The sequence below is a fragment of the Nocardia callitridis genome, assembly GCF_039543305.1.
In the GTDB taxonomy this organism is placed as follows: domain Bacteria; phylum Actinomycetota; class Actinomycetes; order Mycobacteriales; family Mycobacteriaceae; genus Nocardia; species Nocardia callitridis.
The window spans coordinates 327473-341743 of the sequence record NZ_BAABJM010000004.1 but is presented as its reverse complement, the minus strand read 5'-3'; the positions used below and the strand labels follow the sequence as shown (position 1 = coordinate 341743).

Sequence of the window (14271 nt, the reverse complement as noted above, 5' to 3'; positions counted from 1 at the left end):
TTGTCATACACACAGGAAAAACTCCGTCACCCGCTCGGCGACGGCAGGGAACTCATCGAAGAAGCCGTGTCGCCCGGGCAGGATCTCCACGACAGCGTCGGGCACATACTCCCCCAGCACGGCCGCATTGCGGGTGGGAACCATTCGGTCGTCGCTTCCGTGCAACACCAAGGTGGGCGCGCGGATTTCGCCCAGCACCGAGGAGGCGTCGTGGCGATTGCTGGCGCGCAGGTGGCCCCGCGTGGCCGCGGCGCTCATCGTCGGATCGCCCAGCAGCGTCGAGCGGCGCGGCGCGCCGGCCAACCAGTCCGGCGTGTACATCAGTTCCAGCAGCGCCTCCCGCCGGACCTTCGGGTCGGGGTCGGCGAGCGAGCGGCGGATCTCCTGCCCACGCTCGGCGGCAATCGCACCGCCCGGCGAGGTGCACGCAAGGACCAGTCGTCGCACTCGCTCGGGGTGGCGCGCCGCCAGCCACTGGGCGACACGGCCACCCATCGACGTCCCGAACACGTGTGCCGACGGATTGTTCGTCGCGGCCAGCACGGCCGCGGCGTCGGCGGCGAACAGTTCCGTAGTCCAGTCCGCTGCCGCGGCTTCGTCGGCTTCGGTACCGCCGGTCCCGCGATAATCGAAGGTGATCGTGCGGAAGTTCTCGGCGAGACCGGCCCGAACCCCGTCCCACCACCGGTGCGAATTGGCCTGACCCGCGAGCAACAACAGGGGCGGTGCCGTCGGGGGGCCGACCACCTGACACGCCAGCACCGTCCCGTCGGGCAGCGGGCAGGACACGCGAACCTCGGATCGTTCGACTCCGTCGGTCACGTATTCACCTTCCACCGCGGTCACCAATCGGATCCTACGGTCGACGCCACCCCCGGTCTGTCGCGGCCACCAACGGCGCGATCGAGTACTCGATTTGCAATCTTGCAGACTGATTCCCCGATCCGACCGGGTCGAGCAGCGATCCGTGTCCAGCACGACCGGTTTCGCGGCACCAGCTCACCGCTCGACGGGCGGCAGTGACACGATCCAGGGATGACGGTGCAGGAATTTCGGGACCTCGCGGTGGCGCGTCTGCGCGACTTCGACTTTCGGACCAGCGCGGATGTCCCCGAGATACGGCGTGCCGCGGTGGTGTTGTGCGTGTTGGAGCACGCGGGGCAGCCGTGTGTCGTCGTGATCCGACGGGCTTACCGTGGTCGCAATGCGGGGCAGTGGGCGTTGCCCGGTGGACGGGTGGAGGGTGACGAGTCGCTCGTCGACGCGGGTGTCCGCGAGTTGCGCGAGGAGATCGGCCTCGAGGTGGACGCCGAAAGGGTGCTCGGTAGGCTCGATGACTTCCCGGCCGCCTCGGGTTTCGCGATCACACCGTTCGTCGTCGCGGTGGATGATCCCGGCACGCTCACGCCCAATCACGAGGTGCACGCCATCCATTTCGTCCCGCTGGCCCGTCTCGCCGCCGACGACACCCCGCACTGGGTCGACCGCGAGGACGGTTCCCGCCTTCTGCAACTCAAACTCGGCGAGGCGATGACCATTCACGCACCCACCGGCGCCATGCTGCTCCAGTTTCGCGATGTCGTCCTGCTCGGACGCGACACGAGGGTCGCCGACCTGCTGCAACCCGACTGGACCCACCGCTGACCGCTCGGCGGAACGAAACCTACGTCTGCGGTCGACGTTGCGCGGTGGTCCACTGATTGTTGGCCCTGCCGATCCCGAAGTTGTCGACATTCCGAACACCGCGGTGGCGACATGTGCAGCCCGAAGCCGCAGTGCGACAACACTGCTCGCTGGCGAATCAAGCCTACCGGTTCTAAAATATCAGCCTTTGTCTGATATATTGCCAAGGTTCGGTGCAGTCGAAGGGAAGTAACACCAGTGACCACACGCCCCACCCGGTCCCGACGCACCACCCTGGCGGTGCCGGGATCAAGCCGGAAGATGATCGACAAGGCACGCGACTTGGCCGCGGACGCGTTGTTTCTCGACCTGGAGGACGCCTGCGCACCCGCGGCGAAAGCGGAGGGGCGCAAGACGATCGCCGCCGCGCTCAACGAGGGCGGATTCGGCACGAAGACACGTACCGTCCGGGTCAACGACTGGACGACACCGTGGACCTACGCCGACGTCATCGAGGTCGTCGGCAACGCGGGCGACAATCTCGACTGCCTCATGCTGCCGAAAACACGCGGCGCGACCGATGTGGCGGCGTTGGATCTCTTACTCACCCAGGTCGAGAAGTCCGAGGGGCTCGAAGTCGGCCGCATCGGCCTCGAGATTCAGATCGAGACCTCCCAGGGCCTGCTCGCACTGGAATCCATCGCCACCGCGAGTCCACGGATCGAGACCATCGTCTTCGGCCCCGCGGACTTCATGGCCTCGATCCAGATGAAAACGCTGGTGGTCGGCGAACAACCACCCGGATACGACGTCGGCGACGCCTACCACCACATTCTGATGAGCATCCTGATGGTCGCGCGCGCCAACGAGCTCCAGGCCATCGACGGACCGTATCTCGCCATCAAAGACCTCGACGGCCTGCGCCGGGTCGCACAGCGTTCGGCCGCACTGGGTTTCGACGGCAAGTGGGCGTTGCACCCCGGCCAGATCGAGGCGCTCAACGAGATCTACAGCCCGCGCCAGCACGACTACGACCACGCCGAGAACATCCTCGACGCCTACACCTGGCACACCTCACAGGCCGGTGGCCACCGCGGCGCCGCCATGCTTGGCGAGGAGATGATCGATGAAGCCTCACGCAAGATGGCACTGGTCGTCTCGGCCAAAGGGCGAGCGGCGGGCATGTCGCGCACCGACGTCTGGCAGGCCCCCGCCTGACCGCCGCCCGCCCCGCACCCGACGATCAGCTCGCGGCGCGGTGTCGGCGCAGCAGTTCAGGGCGGCGGCACCCGCTTCCGAGCGCCACCGAACAACGAACCGCCTCAGCGTGCGGACCGCACCGGCGCGTGCTTCAGCTCCCGTAACGCGGTGCGCAGCCCACGCCGCTTTCCGGTTTCCGGATCGACCCCGAAGTGCTCCTGGACGCCGTCCCGAATCGCGAAGCGCAGCTCCGATGCCGTCTCGGGCGCATCGTCGGAGGTTGCCTGCAACAAGGCATTCGGAAGCGCCAGCTTGGCGATCGTACGGAACGACTGAAGGTACTGGCCGCCCAGCGAACCTGTCGTGTACGGGAGGTCGTACTTGTCGCACAACTCCCGCACCCGCACGCCGATCTCCTCGTAGCGGTGGCTCGGCAGATCGGGGAACAGGTGGTGCTCGATCTGGTGGCTGAGGTTACCGCTCATGAAGCGCATCAGCGGTCCGGCACGAAAGTTGGCCGATCCCAACATCTGTCGCAGATACCAGCGCGGCTGATCCTCGGCCTCGTACTCGCCGACGGTGAACTTCTCGGCGCCGTCGGGGAAGTGACCGCAGAAGATCACCATGTAGGCCCAGTAGTTGCGGACGACATTGGCGGTCACGTTGGCCGTCAAGGTCGTCTTCCACCTCGGTCCCGCCACCGCGGGGAAGATCAGGTAGTCCTTGGCCGCCTGCTTGCCGACCTTGGTGCCGATGATCCGCAGATCCTTGAACGCCTGCCGATAGGTCTTCTCTTTCTTGCGCAGCTTCTCCGACTCGAGGTGATGCAACGCCACGCCGTACTCGAAAAAGGTTCCCAGCGTGAGGTTGTAGACGGGGTTGCCGACGTTCCACCACTCCCACGGCTGGTCACGCGTCACGCGCAGGATGCCGTAGCCGACATCGTCGTCCATCCCGACGATATTGGTGTACTTGTGGTGCACGAAGTTGTGCGAATGCTTCCACTGCACGCTGGGGCAGGTGTTGTCCCATTCCCATGCCGAGGAATGGATCTCGGGATCGTTCATCCAATCCCACTGCCCGTGCATCACATTGTGCCCGAGCTCCATGTTCTCGATGATCTTGGCCAAGGACAGCATGACCGTCCCCGCCAGCCACGCGGGCCGACGGTTACTGAACATCAGCGCGATCCTGCCACCCGCGGCCAGTGCGCGGTGCACGGCGATGGTGCGCCGGATGTATTGGGCGTCGCGTTCACCACGCGATTCCTCGACATCCCTGCGGATGGCGTCGAGTTCGGCACCGAGTGCCTCGATGTCGGCGGCGGTCAGATGCGCGTAGGTGTCGATGTCGGTAATGGCCATCCGGCCTCCTAAATATCGAGAGTGCATGCACCAGAAGCACTGCTGATGCACGTTTGGATTCGTTCCCCTTCGCGACGCTCCTCACCGGTACGGAGGTCGCGGACATACCCGCCGGCCAGCGGGAGAACGCAGGTTTGGCAGATGCCCATCCGGCAGCCGAACGGCATCTGGATCCCCACGCTCTCCCCCGCCTCGAGCAGCGTTGTCGCGCCGTCGATCTCGACCTCCTTGTCGGAGATCGCGAACCGCACCGCCCCGCCCTCGCCACCGTGATCGGTACGGGAGATGGCGAACCGCTCGATGTGCAGGCGCTCGCGTAGACCACCGGACTCGTAGTGGGACTCCATCGCGTCCAGCATCCCGGCGGGTCCGCATGTCCAGCATTCGCGTTCACGCCAGTCCGGCACCCACTCGTCGAGGCGATCGACGGTGAATTTGCCCATGTCCCTGGTCAGGCGCAGGTTCAGTGCGTAGCTGGGCGTGGTGTCGGCGAGCTTTTCCATCTCATCGAGGAAGATCACGTCGTCGCGGGTCGGCGCGGAATGGATGTGGAGGATGTCGGGCTGCTGTCCACGCGAGGCGAGCGAGCGCAGCATCGCGATCACCGGCGTGATGCCACTGCCCGCGGTGACGAACAGAATCTTGCGCGGAACCGGTTCGGGCAGGTGGAAATCGCCCTGCGGTGCGGCCAACCGAATGATGGTGGCGGGGGTGACGCCATCCACGAGGTGCGTCGACAGGAAGCCGTCGGGGTTGGCCTTGACCGTGATCGTGATGGTCTTCTTCTCGGCCGCACCGATCGAGGTGAGCGAGTAGGAGCGCCACCGCCAGCGACCGTCGATCTGGAGTCCGATCCCGACGTACTGACCCGGCTTGTACCCGGCTGGAAAACCCCACCCGGTCCTGATTCGCACCGTCGCGGTGTCCTCGGTCTCCTTGACGACACTGAGCACCTTCCCGCGCAGCTCACGGGCGGTCCACAATGGGTTGACCAAATGCAGGTAATCGTCGGGAAGCAGCGGCGTGGTGGCACGCGCCAACAACCCACGCACAATGTTGACCTCGGGCTTGCGCACCCCGACACCCTCGGTCGGACGCGTACTCCACTTCAACAGACCCACGGCACCACCTTTCTGTGTACAACCGTACACTCGAATAGGGGTTGACCGCGTAGTCGAAAACTACGGGAAACGCTCGCGAAAATCGTGACATTGCCGCAGACCGAACCCCGCTGCGATCAGATCCTCGCCGGTGACGCATCCCGGCTGCTTCCGAAGCGCGGAAACCGCGGGGGTTGCACAGCCGCGAATTATTCGGCGCGAAGCCATCGCAGGCGATTGACGAGGGTCTGCCCGCCGACCGGCGTCGGCGGCGTTCGTAGGACCAATGTGTCGTCGTCGAGTTCGACGAAGCGGCGCTGCTCGGTACCCACCCAGTTCGGGAACAAGCTCATCCGCAGCACGTGGACCACGACATCCCCTTCGAGTCGGTAGTCACCGCAGTAGGCCACGTAGCTCGAATACGCTTCGGCACGTTCGGGTTCCGTACCCCTGAGCGCGACCGATATGGAGAACTCGCCACGGTCGGCGACGGCGAGGTGACCACTCATCCAACCGCCGGGGGTGTACACCACCGATCCCTGCGCATGCGCACCGAACGGCAGGGTCGTGTTGCCCGTTTCGTCGGTTGCGGTCCACGCCGTCAACTGCCACCGACCAACCAGTTCGATCGCGCCCATGGACGCGATCGTAGCGTCGGGTCTCGCCGGACGCCGTTGTCCGGCGAGACCGATCACGAGGGGTCGAGGGCGCATACGCGGGGTTACCTCGTCCAGGAATGCGTTTCCCCGGCATTCCCTGGTGACCTGTCACCGTCGGTCATGACGCGCTGCCACCAGTCGGACAAATTGTTGGGCTCGGGCCAGATGATCGGATCATCCGCGTCGGGCCTCGGCTGTGTGCCACCGTCGAAACGTTGCATCGAACCTCCTGCAAACCGGTGCGAGTCCGGGAAACCGCGCTGTTGCACAGAACCCGCACCTTCCTATGTGCGCCACCCGACGCTACGCCGCGCCGCGTTTATGAAACGGTGACAAATGAGCGCCGAAAATCGCCTTCACCTGCGCAAACGAAAGCACGATAACGCCTGACGACCAGTGTTTTCGCCGCCGTGTACGTCGATTTCGGCGCGCTCTGTCGACACCGTATTTCAGGTCTCGAATCGGTAAACTCGCCGTGGCCGTGCGATTGCCGAGACGGGGGCCACAGACAAATAGGGGGAAGAATCGATCGCGTTTTCCTCGACTCGACACGAAAGCGAACTCGTGCCCCGTTTCGACGGGTACGTCCGCATTTTCTACCCGCCGCAACGCAGGCCCGCGCATTCAGTGCTGGTGGAAAATACGCAGCGGTTGGTCCGGGTCGTGGGACGCCGCCGGGCCGTGGCCAGGCACGATCGTGCGGGCCGGTTGCGTGGCGAGTAGCTGTGCGCTGCCGAGGGTTTCGTCTTCGTCGTGATTGAAGAACGGGGGCAGGAGTTGCGCTCCGGCATGGCGGGACAATGGGTGCGCGGTGACCAGGGCGTCACCACTGAACAGCACCGACTCCGAGGGCATGAGGTAGGCGGTGTGGCCACTGGTGTGTCCCGGCGTCGGCACGGCGACGAACCCACCCGGCAACGCCGCGAGCACCGCGTCTTGGGTGGCGGTCGCCGAGGGAACGCGGGTGCGCAGGTGGCCCGCCACGGCCAGCGCGGTCTGTCGCACCCACCTGCGCCCCGCTCGATTACCCAATTGCCGGACCATCTCCGCGGGCGTGATCTGTTGCAGGTATTCGCGTTTCGCGTGGCGAACTTCCTCGGCGCCGGTGTAGACCGGCGCACCGGTCTGCTCGACGAGGGTGGCGATCGCACCGATGTGATCGAGGTGCGCATGGGTGAGCAGGATGGCCGCGACGTCGGCGATCTCGTGGCCGATCTCGCGAATCGAACCGAGCACGGCACCGGTATCGGCGGGATATCCGGCGTCGACAACGGTCACCCCCGACCCGTCGCTGATCAGCGCCCAGTTGACGTTGGTGCCCGCCACGACATAGACGGAATCGGAAACCTGATCGATCTTCAAGACTCGGTCCTCACGCTCGGTCAGGTGCTCGACAGCACCGTTGGCCCGCCACCGGCGCCCGCACGGACGACGACGCTCCATCGCCGGGAAGCGTACCTGTGCGCGCCAACGGCCGACGCCGGTCACGGTCGCGGCGGGACGAAGGCATGCGCCTTCGGTGCTCGAAACGCGGTGTTCAGCGGCTTATTCGGGTAAGTCCTCCGCAGGCGCTGGCGAGGTCGCCGGTGGCACCGGAAGCCGGTGGCGATCCAACGCCCGCGTTCCTCGGGTCAGACGAACAGGACTCGCTCGGCCGGACACATCGACTTCCGGCGATCCAGTAGGGTCGAATCCGGCCAGAAACCCGGTCCGACCACCGAGGCAGCGGCCGACCGGTCCCCGCCCACCAGCCGGGAACCGACCAGAGCTCCGGAACAACCGGAACTGTCGAGAACCAGGTGATCCATTGATTCCCGCAGCAAGCACCGCGACCCTGCTGGCCGCGTGCCGCGCCGAGATCGCGGCATTGACTCGCCGCTTGATCGTCGCGATCTTCACCGACAACCCCGACTGGACCGACTACTCCTCGGTCACACGCCTGGATCTACAGGACGGCTGTCGCCGCTATCTGACCCGAATCCTCGACCTCCTGGAAAACCCCGGCGTCGTCATCGAAGACGACGAAGTCGCCGCCTCGATCGGCGAACACCGCGCGCAACAAGGTGTTCCGCTCGAGGTGATGCTGCGAACCTTCCGCCTCGGCGGCAGAATCGTGTGGGAAGCCCTGGTCACCCACTCCGACGACACCGGCTCCTCGGAGTTCCGCGAGATCGGGACAGCCACGTGGGCGGTCATCGACGGGCTTTCGTCGTCGCTGGTCACCGCGTACCGCAATACCGAACTAGACAAGGTGCGTCGCGACGAACGCCACCGGCACGCGTTGATCGAGGACCTGCTGGCGGGCCGCGCACACGACGTCGCCTTCCTCGCCCGTGCCGCGCGTGAGCTCGCGCTCCCGATCGAGGGCAGCTATCTCGTTGTCGCCGCGCGCGGTGCCACTCCCCCGCTGCGCATCGGCGCCGAAACAGCGTTGGCGGCCTTGGGAATTCGATCCGTCTGGCACGACCGAGCGCAAACCACCGTCGGCCTCGTCTCGATCGCGGCGCACAGCGTCACGACGGTGCTGCACCACATCCGCGAGCAGCTACCGGGCTGTGGTGCGGCCTCACCCCGCGTCCCCGGTCTCGCCGAGGTCGGCACCGCGCACGCACTCGCCGTCACCGCTCTCGACACCATGACCGGCGAGGCGAACGGATTGGTGTCGCTGGAGGATCGTTACCCGGAGGCACTGTTGGTCCGTTCACCCGATCTGGCCGCCTTGCTGGTCAGCCACGGCCTCGGGCCGGTACTGGCGCTGCCCGACAGAGAACGCGAACTCCTGTTGCAGACGCTCACCGCCTGGCTCGCGCACGGGTGCTCCGCGGCGAACGCGGCACCGCACCTGAACTGCCACCGCAACACGGTGATCAACCGCCTGAATCGGATATCGGCGCTGCTCGGGCGCCCACTCGAAACCCAGCGCTCCTATGTGGAGCTCTCCTTGGCGTTGGCGGCACTGAAGCTGCGCGAACCGGCCTGAGCGCGTTCGCGCCGACTGCCGATTGGGCGCAACGCCCAATTCGCCGACGGGATCTCTGAGCTTCGAGGTCATTGTTCGCCGTTGCGGTCGCGACAAAACTCGACGGGACAGCCCGAGCACAAGCACGGCCGGGCCCATTTCGTCGAGACAAGGAGCACCACGAGTGCCGGAGTTCGATCTATTGGTAATCGGTGGTGGCCCAGGCGGATACGTGGCGGCCATCCGTGCGGCGCAACGCGGTCTACGGGTTGCCGTGGTGGAGAAGGAACGGCCGGGAGGTGTGTGCCTGAACTGGGGCTGCATTCCGACCAAGGCCATGCTCCGCTCCGCCGAGATCTACCAAAGCGTCAAGGACGCAGCAGATTTCGGCATCCACGCCGAGGGTCTCGGCGTGGACTTCGGCGTTGTTCGCCACCGCAAGGACCGCATCGTCACCGAACTCACCGATGGCGTCGCCGGGCTGCTGAAAGCCAACGGCGTCACCGTGCTCGAGGGGCACGCGCGATTCACCGGGCCGACCACCGTGGACATCTTCGACGCCGGACCCTCGCCCGTCTTCCCCGACGGCCCCCGCTACGCGGCCGCACCGACCACCACCGCCACGCGCACGGTCAGTGCCACCGACGTCATCGTCGCCACCGGTTCGGTACCCGCGCAACTGCCCGTCCCCGGCGCGGATCTGCCCGGCGTGATCACCTCGGACGGCGCGTTCGGCCTGACCGAGATTCCCGCTCGACTCGTCGTCATCGGCGGCAGTGCTGTCGGCGCGGAGTGGGCGAGCCTGTTCGCCACCTTCGGCAGCGCAGTGACCGTCATCGAGATGCAGGATCGTCTTGTTCCCCTGGAGGACAAGGAGATCGGCACCGCCCTCGGCCGCTCGTTCGGCAAGCACGGCATCGGGGTACTCACCGGGTCGACCGTCACCGCGATCGCATCCACCGATACCGGACTACGGGTCAGCGTCAGCGGCGCCCATGCGCGCGACATCGATGCCGACGTGGTGCTCGTCGGCGTCGGCCGTCGCCCGAATACCGCCGATCTCGGCTTGGACAAGGCCGGAATCACCACCGACGCACGCGGTTTCATCACAGTCGACGAGCAACTGCGTACCGACGTCGACAATGTGTCGGCCATCGGCGATGTCACCGGCAAGGCACTGCTCGCACACGTAGCGTCGCATCAGGGGCTCACCGCCGCCGACGTCATCGCCGGTCACGACGCGCACATCGACTACGCCGTAATCCCCGCCGCGACCTTCACCCACCCCGAGATCGCCAGCGTCGGGCTCACCGAGGACGCGGCGAAGGCCGAGGGCCACGAGGTGGTCACCGCCAAGTTCCCGTTCGCCGCGCTCGGCCGCGCGAAGACCTTCGGCGACACCGAGGGCTTCATGAAAATCGTTGCGGGCCACCAGCATGGCGAAGTACTCGGGGTGCACATCATCGGCCCTTCGGCCAGCGATCTGATCACCGAGGGCGCGCTGGCGATATCGCTGGAGGCCACCCTGGACGAACTCGCCGACACCATTCACGCCCACCCCACACTCGGCGAGATCGGTATGGAAGCAGCCCTGACCGGGCTCGGCCTGCCGGTACACCTCGCCCCGTCCCGCAAGCGTTGAGGAGACCCCTCGTGACCACCATCCCCACCCCCCGCAAAACCCCCGCGCGCAAGACCTCGACCCGAGGCCGCACTCGCCCGGCCACCGCCAAGGCGGGTGCCACTGCCGCCGAGGTGCCATCGAATCCGGATGTCGAGCAAGAGACTATCCAAACCCGCATCGCCGCAACGGATCCCGAAACGCTGCGTGGCCTCTACCGCGACATGCTGTTCGTGCGGCGCTTCGAGGAGCGCACCGCGCAGAGCTACCAACAGGCCAAGATCGGCGGTTACTGCCACCTGAACCTGGGCGAGGAGGCCACCGTCGTCGGCATGGGTGCCGCGATGCGTGCCACCGACTACCTGTTCACCAACTACCGCGAGCACGGCTACGCCCTGGCCAAGGGCATCGAACCCGGCCGGGTCATGGCCGAGCTGTACGGCCGCTCTACCGGCACCTCCAAGGGCTGGGGTGGCTCGATGCACATGTACGACACCGCAACCCGACTGCTCGGCGGCTACGCCATTGTCGGCGGGCAGGTTCCCTTGGCCGTTGGTGCGGCACTGGCCATCGATTACCGTGGCGACGACGATGTGGTGGTGTGCCAGATGGGGGAAGGCACCACGAATATCGGCGCGTTTCACGAGTCGTTGAATATCGCGGCGTTGTGGCGGCTGCCGATTGTCTTCCTGGTGATCAACAACCAGACCGGCATGGGAACCACGGTGGAGAAGTCCTCCGCGGAACCGGATCTGTGGAAGCGCGCGCACTCCTACCGCATGCGCGGCGAGCGGGTCGACGGCACCGATGTGCTCGCGGTGCGCGATGTCGCGAGTGAGCTGATCGAAACCGCTAGGCGGGAGGGCAAACCCGCATTGCTCGAGGCGGTCAGCTACCGCCTGAAGGGACACTCTGTCGTCGATCCCGCGAAATACCGTACCGGCGAGGCGGTTTCGGTGGCCCGCGAGAACGATCCTGTCGTGCGCTGGCACACGGCGCTGCTCGAGGCCGAGGTGCTGACCGAGGATTCCGCCGCCGAGGTCGAGACCCAGGTGGCCGCCGAGGTCGCGGCCGCGGTCGAATTCGCCGACACCAGCCCGCATCCCGACCCGTCGAGCCTGTTCGACTACAACTACGCGACCCCGGTCGCGGGCGATTCCCGACGCCTGCCCGCCGACCCGCTGTTCCCCGTCTCCGATGCCGCGCCCACGGGGCCACGCACCGCTACCGTCTGAAAAGGACCACACCGTGGCTGTCATGACCTACCGCGAAGCACTGCGCGAGACCCTGCGCGAAGAGATGCGCCGCGACGACGACGTTTTCCTGATCGGCGAGGAGATCGGCGTCTTCGAGGGCTCCTACAAGATCACCGCGGGACTGTTGGCCGAGTTCGGCGAGAAGCGAGTGCGTGACACTCCGATCGCCGAAGAAGGGTTCGTCGGTGCGGCCATCGGCGCGGCGATGCTCGGCCTGCGCCCGGTCGTCGAGCTGATGACGATCAACTTCTCGTTGCTCGCACTCGACCAGATCGTCAATCACGCCGCGAAGATCTACGGCATGTTCGGCGGGCAGACCAACGTGCCCATGGTGATTCGCACGCCGGGTGGCGGCGGTCAGCAACTGGGGGCGACCCATTCGCAGAACATCGAGCTGTACTACGCGTTCGTGCCCGGTTTGAAGGTCGTCGCGCCGAGCACCCCCGCCGATGCGCGGGCGCTGCTGAAGGCAGCCATCGAGGACGACGATCCGGTGTTGTTCCTGGAGAATCTGTCGCTGTACAACACCAAGGGCGAGGTGCCGGACGCGACCGCTCCCGCGGAGATCGGCAAGGCGGCGATCACTCGCACGGGCACCGACATCACCTTGATCGGCTATTCCCGCATGGCGACGGTCTGCACGCAGGTCGCCGAACAGCTTGCCGCCGAGGGCATATCCGCCGAAGTGATCGACCTGCGCAGCCTGCGACCGCTCGACCGCGACACCGTGGTGGCCTCGGTGCGCAAAACCGGATGCGCGGTCATCGGCGAGGACGACTGGCTCACCTACGGGATCGGCGCCGAAGTGGCGGCCTCGATCTCCGACGGAGCCTTCGACTACCTCGATGCCCCCGTACGCCGGGTAGCCATGGCCGAAGTACCCCTGCCCTATGCCAAGCCGTTGGAAAAACTCGCCCTACCGTCGGCCGAATCCCTGCGCACCGCCGCGTTGGAAACGCTTGCGGCCGTGGGCAAGCGGCGCTGAGCCCGAGATCGAAGGAAAACACCCCCTTGCCTGAAATCATCATGCCGCGCCTGTCGGACACCATGGAGGACGGCGTTGTCTCCTCCTGGCTCAAACAGGTCGGCGACCAGGTCTCGCGCGGCGACATCGTCGCCGAGATCGAGACCGACAAAGCTCTCATGGAGCTGGAGGCCTACGACGACGGCGTGCTCGAGCAGATCCTCTTCGAAGAGGGCGCGCGCGTGCCGATCGGGGTGCCGATCGCGCTCGTCGGCGACGGCAGCGCCACGTTGGCGGACACCCCCGCCCCATCCGCCACCGCCGCAGCACAACCGGCGACCACCGAGGCAGCAGCACCGACCCCGGTGGGTACCCCGGTTCCGGCGGCGGAGAGCGCACCGGGCGACCGGAAGGTCAAGTCCTCTCCGTTGGCCCGCAAGATCGCCCGCGAGCTCGGCATCGATATCGCCGCGGTCGTCGGCACGGGACCTGGCGGTCGCGTAACCCGACTGGATGTCGAATCCTTCACCGCGGCAGATTCTTCTGCGACACAGGGGTCCGTGGCCGCCTCGGCCGTGAGTGCACCTGCGCCGAGTGCGTCTCCCGACGCCACCACCACCCCGGCATCCGGCGATTACGACGAAGTCGCGCTCACCGCGATCCAGCGGGTTTCGGCGCAGCGACTGACCGAGAGCAAACAGCAAGCGCCGCATATCTATTTGACCAGTGCGATCGACGTGACGGCGTTGCTGGAGTTCCGTGCGCAGATCAATGCGACTCTCGCACACACCGGTGCGGGCAAGGTGAGCGTCAACGATCTACTCGTGAAGGCCGTCGCGCTGACCCTGCGTTCGAACCCGCAGGTCAATGCCTCGTTCGCGGGCGAGACGCTGCGCCGCCACCACGGCGTGCACGTCGGCATCGCGGTCGCGACTCCGGCGGGCCTGCTGGTCCCGGTCATTCGCGACGCCGACCGCAAGGCCGTTTCCGCCATCGCCACCGAAAGCCGCGACAAGGCCGAACGAGCCCGCGACCGCAAGCTCGGCACCCACGAAATGACCGGCGGCACCTTCACCATCTCCAACCTCGGCATGTTCGACATCGAACACTTCACCGCCGTGATCAACCCTCCGGAAGCCGCCATCCTGGCTGTCGGCGCGGCCACCGACGAACTACAGCTCCACGACGGAAACGTCGTCAGCCGCAAGATCCTGCGGGTCACCCTCTCCGCCGACCACCGCGCCATCGACGGCGCAATCGCCGCGCAGTTCCTGAAAGAGCTGAAAACCCTTCTGCAACAGCCGATGCTGATCGTGGTCTAACGAGCCCTCCCACCACACGCCCACACTCCGCTCCGGCTTCGCCTTATCGGAGCGCGCCCCTGCCTCGCGAACGCCGCGGTCGGCCTTCACTTCCGGCCGCGGCGCCGCAGCGTCGACCCAGCCATGTCGTCGACCCAGCCGCGTCGTCGACCGGTGCGGTACGCACGATCCATACGTGCTTGCCTGCCCACCCGACCGAACCC

12 protein-coding genes are annotated in these 14271 nt (G+C 66.3%); 7 read left to right on the top strand and 5 right to left on the bottom strand.

What is annotated here, in order from left to right; translation table 11 throughout:
* Nucleotides 1–3: 3 nt before the first annotated feature.
* Nucleotides 4–846 (bottom strand): alpha/beta fold hydrolase, encoded by an 843-nt coding sequence (locus ABEA50_RS21885; RefSeq protein WP_345497505.1) that lies wholly within the window; start codon nt 844–846, stop codon nt 4–6.
* Between the two features lie 189 nt (nt 847–1035).
* Between ABEA50_RS21885 and ABEA50_RS21880 the strand changes: the two genes are divergently transcribed.
* On the top strand, nt 1036–1644 hold the full coding sequence (locus ABEA50_RS21880; protein WP_345497504.1) for an NUDIX hydrolase: 609 nt from the start codon (nt 1036–1038) through the stop codon (nt 1642–1644).
* Between the two features lie 237 nt (nt 1645–1881).
* Nucleotides 1882–2841: an HpcH/HpaI aldolase/citrate lyase family protein gene (locus ABEA50_RS21875; RefSeq protein WP_345497503.1), complete on the top strand. Its 960-nt coding sequence runs from the start codon at nt 1882–1884 to the stop codon at nt 2839–2841.
* Between the two features lie 104 nt (nt 2842–2945).
* On the opposite strand, the gene ABEA50_RS21870 is transcribed toward ABEA50_RS21875, so the two are convergent.
* From ABEA50_RS21870 to ABEA50_RS21855, 4 genes are all read right to left on the bottom strand, one after another.
* On the bottom strand, nt 2946–4187 hold the full coding sequence (locus ABEA50_RS21870) for a fatty acid desaturase family protein (RefSeq protein WP_345497501.1): 1242 nt from the start codon (nt 4185–4187) through the stop codon (nt 2946–2948).
* An 8-nt stretch (nt 4188–4195) separates the two neighbouring features.
* Complete coding sequence (locus ABEA50_RS21865) at nt 4196–5308, bottom strand: ferredoxin reductase (protein WP_345497499.1); 1113 nt, start codon at nt 5306–5308, stop codon at nt 4196–4198.
* A gap of 188 nt (nt 5309–5496) precedes the next feature.
* Nucleotides 5497–5925 (bottom strand): lipocalin-like domain-containing protein, encoded by a 429-nt coding sequence (locus ABEA50_RS21860; RefSeq protein ID WP_345497498.1) that lies wholly within the window; start codon nt 5923–5925, stop codon nt 5497–5499.
* A gap of 645 nt (nt 5926–6570) precedes the next feature.
* Entirely contained in the window at nt 6571–7389 is an 819-nt protein-coding gene (locus ABEA50_RS21855; RefSeq protein WP_345497497.1) for an MBL fold metallo-hydrolase, read from the bottom strand.
* Nucleotides 7390–7753: 364 nt separating this feature from the next.
* Here ABEA50_RS21855 and ABEA50_RS21850 point away from each other — a divergent pair, with 364 nt between their 5' ends.
* The 5 genes from ABEA50_RS21850 to ABEA50_RS21830 all read left to right on the top strand — a co-directional run bounded on the left by ABEA50_RS21850 (nt 7754) and on the right by ABEA50_RS21830 (nt 14068).
* Entirely contained in the window at nt 7754–8926 is a 1173-nt protein-coding gene (locus ABEA50_RS21850) for a PucR family transcriptional regulator (RefSeq protein ID WP_345497496.1), read from the top strand.
* A gap of 163 nt (nt 8927–9089) precedes the next feature.
* Nucleotides 9090–10547 carry a dihydrolipoyl dehydrogenase gene (gene lpdA, locus ABEA50_RS21845; protein WP_345497495.1) on the top strand — a complete coding sequence of 486 codons (1458 nt, stop codon included), beginning with the start codon at nt 9090–9092 and terminating at the stop codon, nt 10545–10547.
* Between the two features lie 11 nt (nt 10548–10558).
* Nucleotides 10559–11761, top strand: coding sequence for a pyruvate dehydrogenase (acetyl-transferring) E1 component subunit alpha (gene pdhA, locus ABEA50_RS21840; RefSeq protein ID WP_345497494.1), 1203 nt, complete (start codon nt 10559–10561; stop codon nt 11759–11761).
* A gap of 22 nt (nt 11762–11783) precedes the next feature.
* Nucleotides 11784–12767, top strand: a complete 984-nt coding sequence (locus tag ABEA50_RS21835; protein WP_345497492.1) for an alpha-ketoacid dehydrogenase subunit beta — start codon at nt 11784–11786, stop codon at nt 12765–12767.
* Nucleotides 12768–12793: 26 nt separating this feature from the next.
* A complete protein-coding gene (locus tag ABEA50_RS21830; protein WP_345497490.1) occupies nt 12794–14068 on the top strand; it encodes a dihydrolipoamide acetyltransferase family protein in 1275 nt (424 codons plus the stop codon).
* Nucleotides 14069–14271 lie beyond the last annotated feature (203 nt).